Annotated in this window: 13 protein-coding genes and 1 pseudogene; 7 read left to right on the top strand and 7 right to left on the bottom strand. The window is 69.8% G+C overall.

Annotated elements, in window-relative coordinates; all coding sequences use genetic code 11:
• Positions 1 to 138 precede the first annotated feature (138 nt).
• Positions 139 to 2,274 carry a VWA domain-containing protein gene (locus OG735_RS22150; RefSeq protein WP_327324913.1) on the top strand — a complete coding sequence of 712 codons (2,136 nt, stop codon included), beginning with the start codon at positions 139 to 141 and terminating at the stop codon, positions 2,272 to 2,274.
• A 142-nt stretch (positions 2,275 to 2,416) separates the two neighbouring features.
• Here the strand turns inward: OG735_RS22150 and OG735_RS22145 are convergent, their stop codons facing one another.
• Both OG735_RS22145 and OG735_RS22140 read right to left on the bottom strand, forming a co-directional pair.
• Positions 2,417 to 3,544, bottom strand: coding sequence for a sensor histidine kinase (locus OG735_RS22145; protein ID WP_327328413.1), 1,128 nt, complete (start codon positions 3,542 to 3,544; stop codon positions 2,417 to 2,419).
• A 59-nt stretch (positions 3,545 to 3,603) separates the two neighbouring features.
• Positions 3,604 to 4,257 carry a response regulator transcription factor gene (locus OG735_RS22140; protein WP_327324912.1) on the bottom strand — a complete coding sequence of 218 codons (654 nt, stop codon included), beginning with the start codon at positions 4,255 to 4,257 and terminating at the stop codon, positions 3,604 to 3,606.
• A gap of 185 nt (positions 4,258 to 4,442) precedes the next feature.
• Here OG735_RS22140 and metG point away from each other — a divergent pair, with 185 nt between their 5' ends.
• A complete protein-coding gene (metG, locus tag OG735_RS22135) occupies positions 4,443 to 6,059 on the top strand; it encodes a methionine--tRNA ligase (protein ID WP_327324911.1) in 1,617 nt (538 codons plus the stop codon).
• Positions 6,060 to 6,195: 136 nt separating this feature from the next.
• Here the strand turns inward: metG and OG735_RS22130 are convergent, their stop codons facing one another.
• Positions 6,196 to 6,966: a L,D-transpeptidase family protein gene (locus OG735_RS22130; RefSeq protein WP_327324910.1), complete on the bottom strand. Its 771-nt coding sequence runs from the start codon at positions 6,964 to 6,966 to the stop codon at positions 6,196 to 6,198.
• A 420-nt stretch (positions 6,967 to 7,386) separates the two neighbouring features.
• Positions 7,387 to 9,159, bottom strand: coding sequence for an aspartate--tRNA ligase (gene aspS / locus OG735_RS22125; protein WP_327324909.1), 1,773 nt, complete (start codon positions 9,157 to 9,159; stop codon positions 7,387 to 7,389).
• A 138-nt stretch (positions 9,160 to 9,297) separates the two neighbouring features.
• Between aspS and OG735_RS22120 the strand changes: the two are divergent.
• Together OG735_RS22120 and OG735_RS22115 are read left to right on the top strand one after the other, a co-directional pair.
• A pseudogene (locus OG735_RS22120) lies at positions 9,298 to 9,921 on the top strand (phosphatase); the annotation flags it as partial.
• A 2-nt stretch (positions 9,922 to 9,923) separates the two neighbouring features.
• Positions 9,924 to 10,091, top strand: coding sequence for an ATP-binding protein (locus OG735_RS22115; protein WP_327324908.1), 168 nt, complete (start codon positions 9,924 to 9,926; stop codon positions 10,089 to 10,091).
• Here OG735_RS22115 and OG735_RS22110 read toward each other — a convergent pair.
• The 3 genes from OG735_RS22110 to OG735_RS22100 all read right to left on the bottom strand — a co-directional run bounded on the left by OG735_RS22110 (position 10,046) and on the right by OG735_RS22100 (position 13,114).
• On the bottom strand, positions 10,046 to 11,119 hold the full coding sequence (locus OG735_RS22110; RefSeq protein ID WP_327324907.1) for an AI-2E family transporter: 1,074 nt from the start codon (positions 11,117 to 11,119) through the stop codon (positions 10,046 to 10,048). The genes OG735_RS22115 and OG735_RS22110 overlap by 46 nt on opposite strands.
• 452 nt (positions 11,120 to 11,571) lie before the next feature.
• The gene (locus OG735_RS22105) at positions 11,572 to 12,525 is read right to left on the bottom strand and encodes a pirin family protein (protein WP_327324906.1); all 954 of its coding nucleotides are present in this window, start codon (positions 12,523 to 12,525) and stop codon (positions 11,572 to 11,574) included.
• Between the two features lie 139 nt (positions 12,526 to 12,664).
• A complete protein-coding gene (locus OG735_RS22100) occupies positions 12,665 to 13,114 on the bottom strand; it encodes an SseB family protein (RefSeq protein WP_326651263.1) in 450 nt (149 codons plus the stop codon).
• 390 nt (positions 13,115 to 13,504) lie between these two features.
• Between OG735_RS22100 and OG735_RS22095 the strand changes: the two genes are divergently transcribed.
• The 3 genes from OG735_RS22095 to OG735_RS22085 all read left to right on the top strand — a co-directional run bounded on the left by OG735_RS22095 (position 13,505) and on the right by OG735_RS22085 (position 18,438).
• Positions 13,505 to 15,331: an acyl-CoA dehydrogenase gene (locus OG735_RS22095; RefSeq protein WP_327328412.1), complete on the top strand. Its 1,827-nt coding sequence runs from the start codon at positions 13,505 to 13,507 to the stop codon at positions 15,329 to 15,331.
• 107 nt (positions 15,332 to 15,438) lie between these two features.
• Complete coding sequence (locus OG735_RS22090; protein WP_327324905.1) at positions 15,439 to 16,740, top strand: M18 family aminopeptidase; 1,302 nt, start codon at positions 15,439 to 15,441, stop codon at positions 16,738 to 16,740.
• 123 nt (positions 16,741 to 16,863) lie between these two features.
• Positions 16,864 to 18,438 (top strand): hypothetical protein, encoded by a 1,575-nt coding sequence (locus OG735_RS22085; RefSeq protein ID WP_327324904.1) that lies wholly within the window; start codon positions 16,864 to 16,866, stop codon positions 18,436 to 18,438.
• The last annotated feature ends 31 nt before the right edge of the window (positions 18,439 to 18,469 follow it).

Genomic DNA, 18,469 nt, shown 5'->3' with positions numbered 1-18,469 from the left:
GAGCGCTGAGCCGCCCCTGCCGTAGATCGCCGCGGGCGGCGGCTAACCTTACGTGTCCGCCCTGGCCAGGACACCCCGTGGACCCCCGGCCCAAGCGCGGACAATCACCGCACTCAACTCATGCGAAAGGCCTCGCCCATGGGCATTCGGAGCTTGCTGCGCAAGGTGTTTGGACGCGACCGTTCGGAGCGTAACGAGTCGACGACAGCCTCCGTCCCGCCCCAGACCGAGCGTACGGAACCGGCCACCGCGACGGTGCCGGCCCCGTCGCCGGCGGAGCGCGCGGCGGACCTGGTCTCGGCGGCCTTCGACAACCAGTCCTCGCGGGGCCGTGCGCCGGTCCCGGCCCAGTCCGCTCCGGAACAGCCGCCGGTACCGGCGGCTGCCGAGCTGGGGCCCGCGGCTGAGGAGTCGGCCGCCGAGCCTGCCGCGGCGACGGAGCCCGTGAGCGAGCCGCAGGCCGACCCCGAGGCCGCAGCCGTGGAGGCCGCGGCTCCCGCATCCGCAGAGGCGGAGACCGCTCCGGCGGAGCGGGAGATCGAGGCCCCTGCTGGAGCCCCGGCGAAGAGCGCAGCCGCGGAGATCCCGGCTCCCGCCGAGCCCGTGGCTGCAGCGGCTCCCGAGGCCGACAACGATCCCGCAGCCGCCGAGGACACCTCGGCTTCCGCAGAGCCGGAAGCCGAGACGGCGCCGGAGGCAGCCGCGCCGGCCGAGCCCGAGGCGGACGACGCCAAGGCCCCGGCCGACCTGGGGACCGCGCCCGAGCTCACCGCCGACGCCGAGCCCGAGTCCGCCGAGGCGGCGGAGCCCGCCAAGGCCGCCGCGAAGGCGCCTGCGCCGAAGGCGGCGACCGCCGTCGAGCCCAAGGCCGGCACCGAGACTCCGGCCGAGCCCGTCGCACAGGCAGAGACTCCGGCCGAGCCCGAGGCGACGGAGCCTGCCAAGGCCCCGGCGGACAAGAAGGCCACCGCCGTCCCGGAGCCCGCCGCCGCGAAGGCGCCTGCGCCGAAGGCGGAAGTGCCCTCCGGCGCGCCGAAGGCGGCGGCTGCCGTCGAGCCCAAGGCCGACACCAAGACTCCGGCAGAGCCGGCAACGGCGACCGAGCCCGTCGCACAGGCAGAGACTCCGACCGAGCCCGAGGCGGCGAAGCCCGCCAAGGCCCCGGCGGACAACAAAGCCACCGCCGCCCCGGAGCCCGCCGCCGCCAAGGCACCTGCGCCGAAGGCGGAAGTGCCCTCCGGCGCGCCGAAGGCGGCGGCTGCCGTCGAGCCCAAGGCCGACACCAAGACTCCGGCCGAGCCCGAGGCGGCGAAGCCTGCCAAGGCCCCGGCGGACAAGAAGGCCACCGCCGCCCCGGAGCCCGCCGCCGCCAAGGCGCCTGCGCCGAAGGCAGAAGTGCCCTCCGGCGCGCCGAAAGCGGCGACCGCCGTCGAGCCCAAGGCCGGCACCAAGACTCCGACCGAGCCCGAGGCGGCGAAGCCCGCCAAGGCCCCGGCGGACAACAAGGCCACCGCCGCCCCGGAGCCCGCCGCCGCGACCGTCGGCACCGCGCCGCAGGCGGACACCGTGCCCGACACCAGCAACTCCCCGAAGGCATCCGCACCCGCCCGCTCCCTCGCCCAGGTCAAGGCCCGCGCCCCCGAACTCGTCGAGGCGTACAAGGCCGCCGGTGCCGTGCTCAAGAAGCAGGGACTCGCCGGGGCCCGGGCGCGGGTGTATCTCGTGCTGGACCGGTCCGGGTCCATGCGGCCGTACTACAAGGACGGCAGCGCACAGCGGCTCGGGGAGCAGGCTCTCGCGCTCGCCGCGCACGTGAACGGCGACGCCACCGTCAGCGTCGTCTTCTTCTCGACCGAGATCGACGGCACCGGTGAGCTCACGCTCGACGCGTACGAAGGAAGGGTCGACGAGTTCCACAGCTCGCTCGGCCGGATGGGGCGAACGAACTACCACCTCGCGGTGGAAGAGGTCCTCGCCCTGCACGCCAAGGCGGACACCGACGCACCCGCGTTCGTGATCTTCCAGACCGATGGCGCGCCCGAGTCCAAGACGGCCGCCACCGCCGCCCTCGCCGAGGCCGCCGACAAGCCGGTCTTCTGGCAGTTCGTCGCGTTCGGCGAGCACGACGCGAAGGCCTTCGACTACCTCCGCAAGCTCCAGTCCGAGAACGCCTCGTTCTTCCACGCCGGGCCCGCACCCCGCGAGCTCCCCGACGCCGACCTCTACCAGGGGCTCCTCGCCACCTGGCGCGACCAGGGCACGTTGGAGAAGTAGCGCCGTTCGCCCGCAGGGCGGGCCCTGCGGCGTCTGGCGCGTGCCATCGCAAGGCGGAGGATCACCCTCGTACGGGAGTACTTGGGCGACTCCGACAACATCGCGAGCGTGCGTGCCAGGGGTCGCGGGGCAGGCGGGACTTCTAAAACACACCTTGAGTCGTCGGCAGCGTCACGGTGACGGCCAGGCCGCCCTCAGGGCCCGGCTCGGCCGTCACCGTGCCGCCGTGGGCCTCCGCTATCGACCGTACGATCGACAGCCCCAGCCCCGCCCCCGGCCCCATCCGGTCGCGGCCCTCGCCCCGCCGGAAGGGCTCGAAGAGCGCCGGAACATCCGCCTTCGCGATGACGGGACCGGTGTTCCGCACCGTCAGCACCCCGTCCTCGACGGACACATCGACCGTCCCGTCCGGCACGTTGTACGCGACGGCGTTGGCCAGCAGGTTGCCCGCCAGCTGCCCCAGCAGCATCCGGTTCCCCCGCACGACCCCGGCCGCTCCCGCCGCTCCCGCCGCTCCGCCCGAGGACACCGCCGCCTTCACCTCGTGCCGCGCCGCCTCCTCCGCCACGACCTCCCCCAGGTCGACGTCCTCCCGCTCCGCCAGCCCCCGCTCGCTCCGCGCCAGCATGAGCAGCCCCTCGATGAGCCGCTCGCTGCGCCGGTTGTTGTCGAGCAACACCGTCTTCGTACGGGCCAGCTCCTCCGCCGAGGCGGACTCGTCGAGGCCCACCTGGATCGCCGTGCGCTGCGTCGCCAGCGGCGTCCGCAGCTCGTGCGAGGCGTTCGCGATGAACCTCCGCTGGCTGTCGAACGCCTTCTCCAGCCGCGCCAGCAGCGCGTCCAGCGTGTCGCCGAGCTCCTTCAGCTCGTCGTCGGGACCGCTCGCCCCGATCCGCTCGTGCAGCGTCCGCTCCGACAGCCGCCGCGCCTTCGCCGTCATCGCGTGCACGGGCCGCAGCACCCGCCCCGCCGTCCACCACCCCACCACGACCGCGCACAGCGCCGTCCCCAGCAGCGCGAACACCGACCAGATCAGCATCTGCTGCCCCGCCGCGTCCCGGACGCTGTCGGTCAGCTGGTAGACCGTGGCCCCGCGCACGTCCGTCACCGGCAGCGCGGGAACGGCGCGCTGCCTGATCGCCGCGACCTCGTTCTCCGTACCGGCGCGGGAGAGCAGATTCACGATCCCCAGCAGACAGCCGCCGAGGACCAGGAAGACAGCGCCGTAGACGAGCGCGATCCGCGTACGGATCGTCGAGCCGGGTCCGATCGTCGCGCTGTTCCGTTCTCCCCCCGCGCCGACGCCCCCGGCCGCCTCGCGTGCGTCGCTCACAGCCCGTACCCCACACCCTGCACCGTACGGATCAGGGCCGGCTCCCCGAGCTTGGCCCGCAGCTTGCTCATACAGACCCGGACCGCGCCCGTGAACGGATCCGTGTGGGCGTCCCAGGCGCGCTCCAACAGCTCTTCCGCCGAGACCGTCGCCCCGTCCGCCTCCAGCAGGATCTGCAGTACGGAGAACTCCTTCGGCGACAGATCGAGATCCCGCCCGTCCCGCTCGGCCGTCCTGCGCACGGTGTCCACCCGTACCCCGTGCCGCTCCAGCAGCGGCGGCACCGGCCGCGCGCTGCGCCGCCGCAGCGCGCGCACCCGCGAGAGAAGTTCGGGGAACTCGAAGGGCTTGCCCAGATAGTCGTCCGCGCCGAGGTCCAGACCCTCCACGCGGTCCTCCATGGACGCGGACGCGGTCAGCATCAGGATCCGGGTGCGGGAGGCGGTGGCGACCAGTTCGCGCGCCACCTCGTCCCCGTGCACCCGCGGCAGATCGCGGTCCAGGACCACGACGTCGTAGTCGTGCAGTCCGAGATACGCGAGCGCGGCGTCACCGCTGTACACGGTGTCGACGGCGAATCCGGCCCGCCGCAGCCCGGTGGCGACCAGCTCGGCCAGGACCTCCTCGTCCTCGGCGACCAGTACCCGCATTATTGCCGTCCCCCCGCCCGTCCCCTTGCCCGTCCCCTTGCACTTCCCCCTGCACCCGCTGCGCCCGCCTCTCCTCCCAGGATGCGCCTTTTTACGGGACGAGATGTTTCGCAGACGTCTCCGCCCACGGGCCGGCCCGCTTATCGAGGTGAGTGGACCTTCCGCGGGCCGATAGGATTTCGACCATGGCGGCCACTGGATCCGAGAAGCAGGGGGCGAAGGCGTACTACGTCTCGACCCCCATTTACTACGTCAACGACGCTCCTCACCTGGGCCACGCCTACACGACCGTCGCAGGCGACGTGCTCACACGCTGGCACCGTCAGCGTGGCGAGAAGGTGTGGTACCTCACCGGCACGGACGAGCACGGTCAGAAGATCATGCGTACTGCCGAGGCGAACAACGTCACGCCCCAGGAGTGGTGCGACAAGCTCGTGGAGGAGGCCTGGAAGCCCCTCTGGGAACACCTGAACATCGCGAACGACGACTTCATCCGTACGACGGAGAAGCGGCACACGGACCGTGTGCAGGAGTTCGTGCAGGATCTGTACGACAAGGACGAGATCTACAAGGGCGGGTACGAAGGCCCGTACTGCGTGGGCTGCGAGGAGTACAAGCTCCCCGGTGACCTGATCGACGGCGAGGGCGACTTCGCCGGGCAGAAGCTCTGCCCGATCCACAAGAAGCCGGTGGAGATCCTCAAGGAGGAGAACTACTTCTTCAAGCTCAGCGAGTACGGACCGAAGCTGCTGGAGTTCTACGAGGCCAACCCCGGCTTCATCCAGCCCGAGTCCGCGCGCAACGAGGTCGTGAACTTCGTCAAGCAGGGCCTGCAGGACCTCTCCATCTCGCGCTCGACGTTCGACTGGGGCGTCCCGGTGCCGTGGGACGAGAAGCACGTGATCTACGTGTGGATCGACGCGCTGCTGAACTACGCCACGGCCGTCGGCTACAACGAGAACCCGGCGAAGTTCGAAGCGACCTTCCCCGCCGATGTGCACCTGGTCGGCAAGGACATCCTGCGCTTCCACGCGATCATCTGGCCGGCGATGCTGATGGCGAACGGCCTGCCGGTGCCGGGTCGCGTCGCCGCGAACGGCTGGCTGATGGTCGGCGGCGAGAAGATGTCGAAGTCGAACCTCACGGGCATCAAGCCGCAGGATCTGACCTCGCACTTCGGCGTGGACGCGTACCGCTGGTACTTCCTGCGCGCGATCGCGTTCGGCCAGGACGGCTCGTTCTCCTGGGAGGACTTCACCGCCCGCTACACCTCGGAGCTCGCCAACGACTACGGCAACCTCGCCTCGCGCGTCGCGGCCATGGTCGGCAAGTACTTCGGCGGCGTGCTGCCGGAGGCGACGGCGGCCGGCGAGGCGGAGAAGGCGGTCCAGGAGGGCCTGGCCAAGGCGGTCGCCGAGGCCGACCGGAAGGTCGGCGACGAGCTGGACTTCCAGGGCGGCATCCTGGCTGTCTTCGACTTCGTGAAGCAGGTCAACGGCTACATCACGGAGCAGGAGCCGTGGAAGGTCGCCAAGGACGAGTCCGAGGAGGGTCAGGCCCGCCTCGCGACGATCCTGTACACGGCCGCCGAGTCGCTGCGCGGGGTCGCGGTGCTGCTCAACCCGGTCATGCCGGAGACCTCGCAGCGCCTGTGGGACTCGCTCGGCGCGGAGGCCCTGCTGGGCGCCCTCGCTGACCAGCAGGTCCAGCACGCGGGCGAGTGGGGCAAGCTGCCGGCGGGCGCGACGGTGACGAAGGGCGCGGTGCTGTTCCCGCGTCTGGAGGAGCCGAAGAAGGCGTAGTGCTTGAGGGGCGGGCCCGGGAGATCATCCCCGGGCCCGCCCTTTCCCATTTCTGCCCCCGGCCGCCCGGCGGCCGCACTTGAGCCCCGCCCGCAACCGGGGTCCGGGGCGGCGGAGCCCCCGGTGCACGCACGCCTCAGCGGCCCAGTCCCGTCAGGTCACCCATCACCACCACCGGCCGCTTCGCCGGGTCCAGCCACTTCAGCAGCTCCTTCATCCGGGCCCTCGGCAGCGCGACACAGCCCTGCGTGGGCCCGCCGTGGTCGACGTGGATCCAGATGCCGCCGCCCTTCTCCGAGCCCAGCGGCCGGGTCCAGTCCAGTGGGGTGTTCCCCGGCTCGCGGTTGTAGTTGATGGCCACGACATAGTCGAAGGACCCCTCGAGCGGCTCCCCCTCGAAGCCGGTGCCGGGCGCGTCGAAGGCGGGCCCCTCGTCGTACGGAAGCTTCGTGCCCGGGTTGGGCAGCATGCCGCCCGCGTCCGTGAGGCCGAAGACCCCGATCGGCGAGCGGTGGTCGGCCGTGTGATGGTCGTCGGTCCAGCCGAGGAGCGCGTTGTGCGCCGGCCACGGCTCTGAAACGGGCTTCCAGCCCCGCACAGGATCACGCTCGTAGAGCGTGACGACGGACTTGTTGGAGTCGGGGTCGTCGCCGACCACCACGACCGCCTGCTTGTTCGCTGCGGTGATCCTGCCGCGGATCTTCGGTCCGAGGGCGGGGATGACCTGCGCCCGGGAGAGCTGCGCCTGGGCGCCGGAGCGCGCGTTGGGGCCCAGCTTGGCGGCGTCGCCCGTGGATCTCTTCGCGGCCGCGGGCGCTGTGTCGCCGGGATCGCCCGCGCAGCCGGTGAGCAGCAGACCGGCGACGGCAAACGCGACCGCCGGGAACGGTCCTGTGCGGAGGGACATGTGCGGGCCTTTCAGTTCGAGAGCTGGATGTGCTGCTTCGGAGGCGGGGTGGGAGCGCCCTCGGCCCCGGCGGCACTGAAACGGACATATAGGATCATCTGTCGTGTTTCGTTCAGAGCGCGGGAGGCGTCGCCGGAGACACAGCGGCCGGCGAAGACCGCGGAGTCCAGGACCGGGACGCTGTTCGAGCAGCGCGGAGCACTCGTTGGTGCCGCGGATGGCCCTGCAGTCGGGCGTGTCGGCTCGTGCCGTCTCCCCGGCGGGCCCCTGGGATTCCGTCATGGGCCGGGACGCCGGCGACCGGACCCGGCAGGGGCTTGGGAGGCGACTGCGAGTCGCTGTGAGACAGGAGAGGGGCCCGGAACCTGTCGGTCCCGGACCCCTTTACTCGTGTACGACGCGTACGGCTCGCTCCGTCGACTACTCGCCGGACTTGGCGACCGGCTTGCGCAGCGCGATGTTCAGCTCGCGCAGACGCGACTCGTCCAGCTCGGTCGGCGCGCCCATCATCAGGTCCTGCGCGTTGCCGTTGAGCGGGAAGGCGATCGTCTCGCGGATGTTCGGCTCGTCGGCCAGCAGCATGACGATGCGGTCGACGCCCGGGGCGATGCCGCCGTGCGGCGGGGCGCCGAACTGGAAGGCGCGGAGCATGCCGGAGAACTCGTGCTCGACGGTCTCCTTGGAGTAGCCGGCGATCTCGAAGGCCTTGAACATGATCTCGGGCTCGTGGTTACGGATCGCGCCCGAGGACAGCTCGACGCCGTTGCAGACGATGTCGTACTGCCAGCCCAGAATGTCCAGCGGGTCCTGGGTCTCCAGGGCCTCGAGGCCGCCCTGCGGCATCGAGAACGGGTTGTGCGAGAAGTCGATCTTGCCGGTCTCCTCGTCCTTCTCGTACATCGGGAAGTCGACGATCCAGCAGAAACGGAACACGCCCTCCTCGAAGTGGCCGGCGCGCTTGGCGGCCTCGACGCGAACCGCGCCCATGATCTTGGAGACCTCGTCGAACTCACCCGCGCCGAAGAAGATCGCGTGGCCCGGCGCGAGCGAGAGACGCTCGGTGAGGACCTTGATGTTCTCCTCGGTGAGGAACTTCGCGATCGGGCCGGTCAGCGAGCCGTCCTCGCCGACGCGCACCCAGGCCAGGCCCTTCGCGCCGTGCTCGACCGCGAAGTCGCCGAGGCCGTCGAAGAACTTCCGCGACTGGCCGGCCGTGTCCGGCACCGGCAGCGCACGCACATGCTTGCCCGCGAAGGCCTTGAACTCCGAACCCTCGAAGACGTCCGAGATGTCGACGAGCTCCAGCTGGGCGCGCAGGTCCGGCTTGTCGTTGCCGTACTTCACCATCGCCTCGCGGAACGGGATCCGCGGGAACGGCGAGGTGACGTGGCGGCCGCCGCCGAACTCCTCGAAGAGCTCCGTCATCAGCTTCTCGATCGGCTGGAAGACGTCCTCCTGCTCGACGAAGCTCATCTCGACGTCGAGCTGGTAGAACTCGCCCGGCGAACGGTCGGCGCGGGCGTCCTCGTCGCGGAAGCAGGGCGCGATCTGGAAGTAGCGGTCGAAGCCGGAGATCATCAGCAGCTGCTTGAACTGCTGCGGGGCCTGCGGCAGCGCGTAGAACTTGCCGGGGTTCAGCCGGGACGGCACCACGAAGTCGCGTGCGCCCTCGGGGGAGGTCGCGGTCAGGATCGGGGTCGCCATCTCGTTGAAGCCGAGGGCGGTCATCTTGTGCCGGATAGCGGAGATGACGGCCGTACGCAGCATGATGTTGCGGTGCATGCGCTCGCGGCGCAGGTCGAGGAAGCGGTACTCCAGACGCCGCTCCTCGCCCACCCCGTCGTCGGCGTTGATCTGGAACGGCAGCTGCTGCGCCGCACCGAGCAGTTCGACCGAGGAGACCTCGACCTCGACCTCGCCGGTGGGCAGCTCGGGGTTGATGTTCTCGGCGCCGCGCGAGACGACCTTGCCGTCGACGCGGACGACCGACTCCTTGTTGATCTTGTCGAGGGCCTCGTAGGCGGGAGTGCCGGGCCGGGCGACAAGCTGCGTGATGCCGTAGTGGTCGCGCAGATCGATGAAGAGGATGCCGCCCAGGTCTCGGCGATTGTGCAGCCAGCCGCTCAGCCGGACGTCGGCGGAGACGTCAGAGGCGCGGAGCTCGCCGCAGGTGTGGGACCTGTACCGATGCATCGTCGTTCATCCAGTCTTAGCGATTAGAGAGGGGTGGGCCGCGTCAAGGTTACCGCCCGGGCTCCGTTCGCCTCATTGACATACACATGCCAGGACCCCGGCAGCTGGTCGTCGTGAAGATCGGAATAAAGTGAGGCGATGCGCACCGAGGACGTCCTGGCCGCGATCGCGACCGGCCTGTGGCGGTGGGAGAACGCATCCGGGACGGTCACCCTCGACGCCGAGGCCGCCCGGCTGCTGGAGCTGCCCGCCGAGGCCGGAGAGTACCCCGAGTCCATCGTGCGCTCCCGTTTCCACCCCGTCGACTGGAACGAGATCAACGGAATCGTCGGTCTCGCGGCCGCCGAAGGGACCATCGCCGAGGCCAGACTACGGGTCGTCGACGAGGCCGGACATGTGCTCCGTATCGTCCGAAGCCGCTCCAAACCGGTCCTTCGCGAAGGCGACTACGAACTGACCGGCATGCTCCAGGAGGTCGCCGAGCCGCAGCCGGGCACCGCGGCGCACACCCCCGTCACCGGTGACTGGCGCCGCTCCCGCGAGGCGTTCCTGCTGGACGCGGGCCGGGCGCTGGCCGAGGCCCGCTCCACCGCGGAGGTGCTGCGGGTCGCCGCGTCCCTGTCCATGCCCGGCTTCTCGCCGGACGGGCTTGCCGTCTTCGGGGTGGCGGGCGACCGGCTCACGATCATCGGGCACCACGGGCACAACGCGGGCGACAATCCGTTCACGGACATGTCACTGGACACCGAATATCCGGCCGCCTGATGCACAGGCGGCGGCCGGGCGAGATGGCGTCGTCGGGCCGGGGCCTGCTCCTGATGGAGATGCTCGCGGACGCGTGGGGTGTGGATCCGCGGGGCGAGGGCAAGTCGATCTGGTTCGAGCTCTACGAGTCGGCGGTGCCGGAGCCGGTCTCCGACCCGGCCGCGTAACGCCTCCGCAGCTCGCCGATCACGCCGAACGCGGCGGCGGTGACCGGTACGGCGAGCAGCATCCCGAGAATCCCGGCGATGGTCGCCCCGGCGGTGATCGCCACCATCACAACAACCGGGTGCATCCGCACCATCCGGCTCTGGATCACCGGCTGGAGCACATGCCCCTCCAGCACCTGCACCGCCAGGACCACCCCCAGTGCCCAGAGCGCGATCACGAATCCGCGGTCGGCGAGTGCGACAAGGACGGCGACGGCGCCGGAGATGAAGGCGCCGAGGTAGGGGATGTACGCCCCGACGAAGACCAGCGCGCCGAGCCCGACGGCGCCGGGGACGCGCAGGATCAGCAGCCCGACGGTGATGCAGATCGCGTCGATGAGCGCGATGAAGGTCGTCCCGCGCATGAACCCCTCGACAGCCTCGAAGGCCCGCCGCGCCATAGCTTCGACGACGTCCCCGCTCGTACCGGGTACGAGGGACCGCAGAACGCCCGCGGCCCTGTCCGAGTCCCGCAGAAAGAAAAAGCTGAAGAGCAGCGCCAGCACGGCGGTGGCGATCAGTTCGCCCACCACACTCAGCCCACTGATCACCTCGGACGCGGCGGTCCCGCCGAACTTCCCCAGCAGTTCCTTCGAGTTGGCGGCGACGTCGTCGAGCGAGGTCCCGGCGGCCCCGAAGTACTTGGTGAGATCCTTGGCGGCCCGCCGCAGTGCGGAGATGATCTGGTCGCCGGTCCCGATCAGGGCGGTGACGATGATGTACATGGCCCCGCCGACGACGGCGACGACGGCGGCACAGGTCAGCGCGGCGGCGAGCGAGCGATTCACCCTCATCTTGATGAGCCGCCGGTACAGGGGCCCGAGAAGAGCGGTCGCGAGCAGCGCGAGGAGCACGGGCGTGACGGCGGCCTTGAGGGTGGCGCAGAGCCAGATCCCGACGCCGGCCACGGCGCTGACGAGCAGCACGACGACACACCACGCGGCGACCCGCCGGGCGACGTCCGGCAGAAGCGGCTTCGGAGTCTGCACGCTCCCACGTGACCACGGGGCATGGGGACGGGCCTGCTGGGGGACCCACCCGGGTGGGTCACCCGGTCATGTGGTGGCCGTGGACCGGTGGCGTTGGTCACCCGGTCATGTGGTCAGCGTGGACCGGGGGCGTTGTCGGTTGCTCTCCGTGGGTGGTTTCCTCAGTTGCCCGGTCATGTGGTCAACGTGGGCCGGGGGCGTTGTCGGTTGCTCTCCGTGGGTGGTTTCCTCAGTTGCCCGGTCATGTGGTCAACGTGGGCCGGGGGCGTTGTCGGTTGCTCTCCGTGGGTGGTTTCCACCGGCGAACCGTGAGGGGCGCGGGAGCTCGCGCCCTGCCGGAAGTAACACGGGCCCACGGCGCCTGGCCCGAGGAGTCGGGCCCGGGGGCGGGGGAGCCCGCACCGGACGGCGGCCCGCGCCCCCGCCGGAGGCAACGCGGGCCCCACGCGGGCTCAGTGGCGGTTCACCGGGACCGTGCCCAGGCGGCCCGCCTGGAAGTCGTCCATGGCCTGCTGCAGCTCCGCACGGCTGTTCATCACGAACGGACCGTAGTGCGCCATCGGCTCCCGGATCGGGCGCCCGCCCAGCAGTACGACCTCCAGGTCCGGGCTGTTCGAGTCCTGGGACTCGTCCGCGCGGACCGTCAGCGACCCGCCCGCCCCGAACACCGCCGTCTGGCCCTTGTGCACCGGGCGCCGGTCCGTACCCACCGCACCGCGCCCCGCAAGCACATACGCCAGGCCGTTGAAGTCCTCGCGCCACGGCAGCGTAACCTCGGCACCCGGCCGCAGCGTCGCGTGGATCATCGTGATCGGCGTGTGCGTGATGCCCGGACCCTCGTGCCCGTCGAGCTCACCCGCGATGACCCGGAGCAGCGCGCCCCCGTCCGGCGACGTCAGCAGCTGGACCTGGCCGCCGCGGATGTCCTGGTACCTGGGGTCCATCATCTTGTCGCTCGCCGGCAGGTTCACCCAGAGCTGGAGCCCGTGGAACAGCCCGCCCGACATGACCAGCGACTCCGGCGGCGCCTCGATGTGCAGCAGACCCGAGCCCGCCGTCATCCACTGGGTGTCGCCGTTCTGGATGGTTCCGCCGCCGCCATTGCTGTCCTGGTGGACGAAGGTTCCGTCGATCAGGTACGTGACCGTCTCGAAGCCCCGGTGCGGATGCCACGGCGTCCCCTTCGGCTCGCCCGGCGCGTACTCCACCTCGCCCATCTGGTCCATCATGATGAACGGGTCGAGGTACTGGTAGTTGATCCCGGCGAACGCGCGTCGCACCGGGAAACCCTCCCCCTCGAAGCCCCCCGGCGCCGTGGTCACGGCGAGCACGGGGCGCGGCACGGCCTCGGCCGGCGCGGAGACGCGCGGCAGGGTGAGCGGGTTCTCGACAGTCACTGCAGGCATGACGGGACCTCCTTGTGCGTCCAGTTTAGTTGAAGACTGAACTTCTTGTCATCCGGAACGCACGACGCCCGGGAGGAATTCCTCCCGGGCGCCCAGAGATCCAGACCCGTCAGCGGCACATCAGCCACACACCGGACCGTCAGCCGTACATCCGCCGCATCGCGAAGTCCACCATCTGCTCCACGGCCTTCGCGTCGAAGACCATCCGGTGATCACCCTCCATGTCGAGCACGAAGCCGTACCCGGTCGGCAGCAGGTCGATCACCTCGGCGCCCGTGATCACGAAGTACTTGGACTCCTTGCCCGCGTATCTGCGCAGTTCCTTGAGCGAGGTGAACATCGGGATGACGGGCTGCTGGGTGTTGTGCAGCGCCAGGAAGCCGGGGTTGTCACCGCGCGGGCAGTAGACCTTCGAGGTCGCGAAGATCTGCTGGAAGTCCTCCGCGGACAGCGACGCGGTGGTGAAGGCCCGCACCGCGTCGGCGAGCGAGGGCGGCGACGGCTCGGGGTACAGCGGCTGCTCCCCGTAGGAGGGCTGCTGGGGCACGTACTGCTGCTGGGCACCCGGGTTCTGATCGTAGCCGTACATGTCCGCAAGAGTACCGAGGCGGCCGGGCCCTATGGGCCGGGCCGGGGCACACGGTGCGACCCGGCCCGCCTCGAGCGCACCGACGAAGGGCCCGGCGATCATGGCACCCGGCTCCCCGTGACCCGTCCCGCCCCGGGCTCGACACCCTCCACGCCCCCGCCACCGCACCCCTGATCGCCCGCCGATCGCCCGCCAATCGCCCGCCGATCGCCCGCGAACCGGGGACACGGGCCGCCATCTCAGGGCATCCTCGGGCAGGGCCCGTTAGCGAGCCGTGTCACAGATGACCCACTAGGGGTTGCTTCTTATTACCGACGGGTAGCATCATCGTAGCTACTTACTGGTACGTGGATGATCAATCCGCCTCCCGATCTTTACGGAGCCGTCGCCATGGGGCACTACAAGTCGAATCTCCGCGACATCGAGTTCAACCTCTTCGAGGTCCTCGGGCGCGACAAGCTGTACGGCACCGGCCCGTTCGCGGAGATGGATGTCGACACCGCCAAGTCGATCCTCGAAGAGATCGCCCGCCTCGCCGAGAACGAGCTGGCCGAATCCTTCGCGGACGCCGACCGCAACCCGCCGGTCTTCGACCCCGCCACCAACACCGCGCCCGTCCCGGCGTCCTTCAAGAAGAGCTACCAGGCCTTCATGGACTCCGAGTACTGGCGCCTCGGCCTGCCCGAGGAGATCGGTGGCACCACCTCGCCGCGCTCCCTGATCTGGTCGTACGCGGAGCTGCTGCTCGGCTCGAACCCGGCCATCTGGATGTACTCCTCGGGCCCGGCCTTCGCCGGCATCCTCTTCGAGGAGGGCAACGAGGCGCAGAAGAAGGTCGCCGAGATAGCCGTCGAGAAGCGCTGGGGCTCCACCATGGTGCTCACCGAGCCGGACGCCGGCTCGGACGTCGGCGCCGGCCGCACCAAGGCCGTCGAGCAGGCGGACGGCTCCTGGCACATCGAGGGCGTGAAGCGCTTCATCACCTCCGGTGAGCACGACATGGAGGAGAACATCCTTCACTACGTGCTGGCCCGCCCCGAGGGCCACGGCCCCGGCACCAAGGGCCTGTCGCTCTTCCTCGTGCCGAAGTTCCACTTCGACTGGGAGACCGGCGAGCTGGGCGAGCGCAACGGCGTGTACGCCACGAACGTCGAGCACAAGATGGGCCTCAAGGCCTCCAACACCTGCGAGATCACCTTCGGTGACCAGCACCCCGCCAAGGGCTGGCTGATCGGCGACAAGCACGACGGCATCCGCCAGATGTTCATGATCATCGAGTTCGCCCGGATGATGGTCGGCACGAAGGCCATCGCGACCCTGTCGACCGGCTACCTCAACGCGCTGGAGTACGCCAAGGAGCGCGTCCAGGGCCAGGACCTGGTGAACTTCGCGGACAAGAGCGCGCCCAAGGTCACCATCACCCACCACCCCGACGTGCGCCGTTCGCTGATGACGCAGAAGGCGTACGCCGAGGGCATGCGTGCCCTGGTGCTGTACACCGCCTCGGTCCAGGACGAGATCGCCGTCAAGGAGGCCGCGGGCGAGGAGGCCAAGGCCCTCGTCGCCCTGAACGACCTGCTGCTGCCGATCGTGAAGGGCTACGGCTCCGAGAAGTCGTACGAGCAGCTGGCCCAGTCGCTGCAGACCTTCGGCGGCTCCGGTTACCTCCAGGAGTACCCGGTCGAGCAGTACATCCGGGACGCCAAGATCGACACCCTCTACGAGGGCACCACGGCCATCCAGGGCCAGGACTACTTCTTCCGGAAGATCGTCCGCGACCAGGGCCAGGCGCTGAACACCCTCTCCGAGGAGATCAAGAAGTTCCTGGCGGTCGGCACCGGCGGCGAGGAGCTGGCCCCGGCCCGCGACGCGCTCGCCAAGGCCGCGGTGGACCTGGAGGCGATCGTCGGCACGATGACGAACGACCTCATCGCCACCGGCGAGGACGTCAAGAACATCTACAAGGTGGGCCTCAACACCACCCGCCTGCTGCTCGCCTCCGGCGATGTGGTCGTCGGCTACCTGCTGCTGCGCGGCGCGGCCGTCGCGGCGGAGAAGCTCGAGACCGCGTCCGCCAAGGATGTGCCGTTCTACCAGGGCAAGATCGCGGCCGCGAAGTTCTTCGCCGCCAACATCCTGCCGGGCGTCTCGGTCGAGCGCGCGCTCGCCGAGACCGTCGACAACTCCCTGATGGAGCTGGACGAGGCGGCGTTCTAACCGTCCCAGCCGTCCCGCGCCTTGTGTGAAGCGGCCCGTCCCCTGCCGGGGGCGGGCCGCTTCGCATCTCCACGCACCCGGCGCGCGCCCCTCGTTAAGGTGAGTCCATGAGCAGCAGCACACCCTCCCGCTTCGATCGCGGACACACCGACGACCTGATGTCCTTCCTCGCGGCCGGCCCGACCCCGTACCACGCCGTGGCCGCCGCCGCCGAGCGCCTGGAGAAGGCCGGCTTCCGGCAGGTGCTGGAGACGGACGCCTGGGACGGCACAAGTGGCGGCAAGTACGTACTGCGCGGCGGCGCGATCGTCGCCTGGTACGTGCCGGAGGGCACCACGCCGCACACCCCGTTCCGGATCGTCGGCGCCCACACCGACTCCCCGAATCTGCGTGTCAAGCCGCAGCCCGACATGGGCGCGCACGGCTGGCGTCAGGTCGCCGTCGAGATCTACGGCGGCCCGCTGCTGAACTCCTGGCTCGACCGTGATCTGGGCCTGGCCGGCCGGCTCTCCCTGCGCGACGGCACGACGCGGCTGGTCAACATCGACCGGCCCCTCCTGCGCGTACCGCAGCTGGCCATCCACATGGACCGCTCGATCCACGAGAAGGGTCTGCAACTCGACAAGCAGCGGCACATGCAGCCCATCTGGGGCCTGGGCGACGTCACCGACGAGGGCGATCTGATCTCCTTCCTGGAGGAGGAGCTCGGGCTCGCGGCCGGCGAGGTCACCGGCTGGGACCTGATGACAAACGCCCTGGAGGCGCCCGCCTATCTGGGCCGCGACCGCGAGCTGGTCGCCGGACCGCGGATGGACAACCTGCTGTCCGTGCACGCCTGTACGGCAGCGCTCGCAGCGGTCTCCGCGTCGCCGGAGCTTCCGTACATCCCGGTACTCGCCGCCTTCGACCACGAGGAGAACGGCTCCCAGGCCGACAGCGGCGCCGACGGCCCGCTGCTCGGCAATGTTCTGGAGCGTTCGGTGTTCGCGCGCGGCGGTACGTACGAGGACAAGGCGCGCGCCTTCGCGGGCACGGTGTGTCTGTCCTCCGACACCGGCCACGCCGTCCACCCCAACTACGCGGAGCGCCACGACCCGACGCACCACCCGCGCGTCAACGGCGGCCCGATCCTCAAGGTCAATGTGAACCAGCGGTACGCCACCGACGGCAGCGGCCGGGCCGTGTTCGCCGCGGCCTGCGAGAAGGCGGGCGTGCCGTGGCAGACGTTCGTGTCGAACAACGCGATGCCGTGCGGCACGACCATCGGCCCGATCACCGCCGCCCGCCACGGCATCCGGACCGTCGACATCGGCGTCGCGATCCTGTCGATGCACAGTGCGCGTGAGCTGTGCGGTGCGGAGGACCCGTATCTGCTGGCCAACGCGCTGGTGTCATTCCTGACGGACTGACAGATCCAATGGTCCGAAACGCCCCGGGCCCGATTACCATGGGAGGCTCGGGGCGCGTCTCATTGACCACTTTGTTGTTTCTCTCTCCCACGCGCCCCTCGAATCGTCCGGGGGGACGCACACGTGAAGCGCAGCATTTCCTTTGCCCTGTCCACCTCTGTGGTACTGGGTGTACTCGCGGTGCCCGCCACCGCCGTCGCCGCTGCGGGGCCGACCGCCCTCAAAGTCTCCGGCCACGACAAGCAGTTCGGCCGCCTCTTCGTCGACGACCTGAAGACCGACAGCGACGTGACCGGTATCAGCGCCGTCGTCCACAAGCCGGGCGAGAACGTGGCCGTCGAATGGGTCCATGACTTCGAGCTCGCATCGGGCGACCGGAAGACGGGCGACTGGATCACCAAGAAGGACGTCAAGCTCGAGATCACCGGCCTATTCGCGGTCGACCTGATCGTCAGGGAGTCCGACGGCGACGAGACGACCCTCAAGGACGTCGGCACGTACGACTACAGGGCCAGGAAGTATTTCCAGGAATTCGGGGTCGACCGGCCCAACCCGACCGTCGACGACATGTTGGTCACCGCGAGCGGCCGGCTCGCCGAGTGGCAGCCCATCACGCACGAGAGCAAGCCCGTCGCCGATTCGAGCGTGCGCATCCACAACGGGTCCTACGACGAGGTCGTGCGGACGGACGCGGACGGCAGGTTCTCCGACTGGTTCATCGCGAACTCCCGGCCCAGCCCGGTCCGTGCGTCCTACGGCTATCTGTCGAGCGAGCTGCTGCAGGTCGCGCCCAAGGGCCTGCCCGCCCGCGTCACGCTCGACACGTCCGAGTTCAGCGGCAGGTTCGGCGCGCCGGTCAAGGTCATCGGCAAGGTCGAGTACGAGCTCAACGGCGTCTGGAAGACGACGAATTACGCGGACGTGGAGGTCGTGAACGCGGCGGGGACGTGGGAGGGGAGCGCAGTCACCGACAAGGACGGGCGTTTCAGCCTCGAGACGAAGATCCCCTTCGCGGGCGACAAGCGGCAGCTGAAGGTGAGCTACGGCGACTGGTTCTCCAACAAGCCGACCGCCCCGCTCACCTTCCGCACCACCGGCTACAGCTCCATCGACCAGTTCGCGATCAAGCTCGGCTTCGACTCAAAGCTGACCGTGTCCGGTCTGCTCGAGGTCGAGGGCGCCCCGCGACCGCACAACAAGCTCGACATCCAGGTGTCCAAGAACGGCAAGGACGGCTGGGCGAAGCTCAAGACGCTGACGCTCACCAAGGACAGGTACTTCCTGGCGGACATCCCCGCACCGGCGTCCGGCCACTACCGCGCGGTCTACTCCGGCTCCGCGAATGTGCAGGGGTCGGTGAGCCCGGTCCTCAAGGCGAGCCTCATCCCGACCCGCATCAAGGACTACAAGGTCACGCCGAAGGTGAAGAAGCGCGGCGCGATCGCCGTCTCCGGCACGCTGCAGCACGCCGCGCCGGCCTGGAAGGCGTACGGCGGCAGGAAGGTGATGATCTTCTTCTCACCCAAGGGCAAGCCGAAGGAGTCGTACCTGCTGGGCGAGGTGAAGACCGCGGCCAACGGCACGTTCAAGAAGAGCTTCAAGGAGCGGGGCGACGGCACGATCTTCGCCCTGCACATGGACGTGGACAGCGCGCACCTGATGAACCCGAAGGTCACGGGCACCGTCGACGTCAAGTAACCCTGCCGGGACGGGTGTTGACGCGTTGGCG

It is taken from the genome of Streptomyces sp. NBC_01210, from assembly GCF_036010325.1.
GTDB lineage: Bacteria > Actinomycetota > Actinomycetes > Streptomycetales > Streptomycetaceae > Streptomyces.
This window is presented reverse-complemented; position numbering and strand designations above follow the sequence as displayed.

Excerpts from the sequence above, each read along its gene's own strand:
- OG735_RS22150 (WP_327324913.1), top strand. The coding sequence starts at position 139 with ATGGGCATTCGGAGCTTGCTGCGCAAGGTGTTTGGACGCGACCGTTCG.
- OG735_RS22140 (WP_327324912.1), bottom strand. The coding sequence starts at position 4,257 with ATGCGGGTACTGGTCGCCGAGGACGAGGAGGTCCTGGCCGAGCTGGTC.
- metG (WP_327324911.1), top strand. The coding sequence starts at position 4,443 with ATGGCGGCCACTGGATCCGAGAAGCAGGGGGCGAAGGCGTACTACGTC.
- OG735_RS22130 (WP_327324910.1), bottom strand. The coding sequence starts at position 6,966 with ATGTCCCTCCGCACAGGACCGTTCCCGGCGGTCGCGTTTGCCGTCGCC.
- aspS (WP_327324909.1), bottom strand. The coding sequence starts at position 9,159 with ATGCATCGGTACAGGTCCCACACCTGCGGCGAGCTCCGCGCCTCTGAC.
- OG735_RS22115 (WP_327324908.1), top strand. The coding sequence starts at position 9,924 with ATGCACAGGCGGCGGCCGGGCGAGATGGCGTCGTCGGGCCGGGGCCTG.
- OG735_RS22105 (WP_327324906.1), bottom strand. The coding sequence starts at position 12,525 with ATGCCTGCAGTGACTGTCGAGAACCCGCTCACCCTGCCGCGCGTCTCC.
- OG735_RS22100 (WP_326651263.1), bottom strand. The coding sequence starts at position 13,114 with ATGTACGGCTACGATCAGAACCCGGGTGCCCAGCAGCAGTACGTGCCC.
- OG735_RS22095 (WP_327328412.1), top strand. The coding sequence starts at position 13,505 with ATGGGGCACTACAAGTCGAATCTCCGCGACATCGAGTTCAACCTCTTC.
- OG735_RS22090 (WP_327324905.1), top strand. The coding sequence starts at position 15,439 with ATGAGCAGCAGCACACCCTCCCGCTTCGATCGCGGACACACCGACGAC.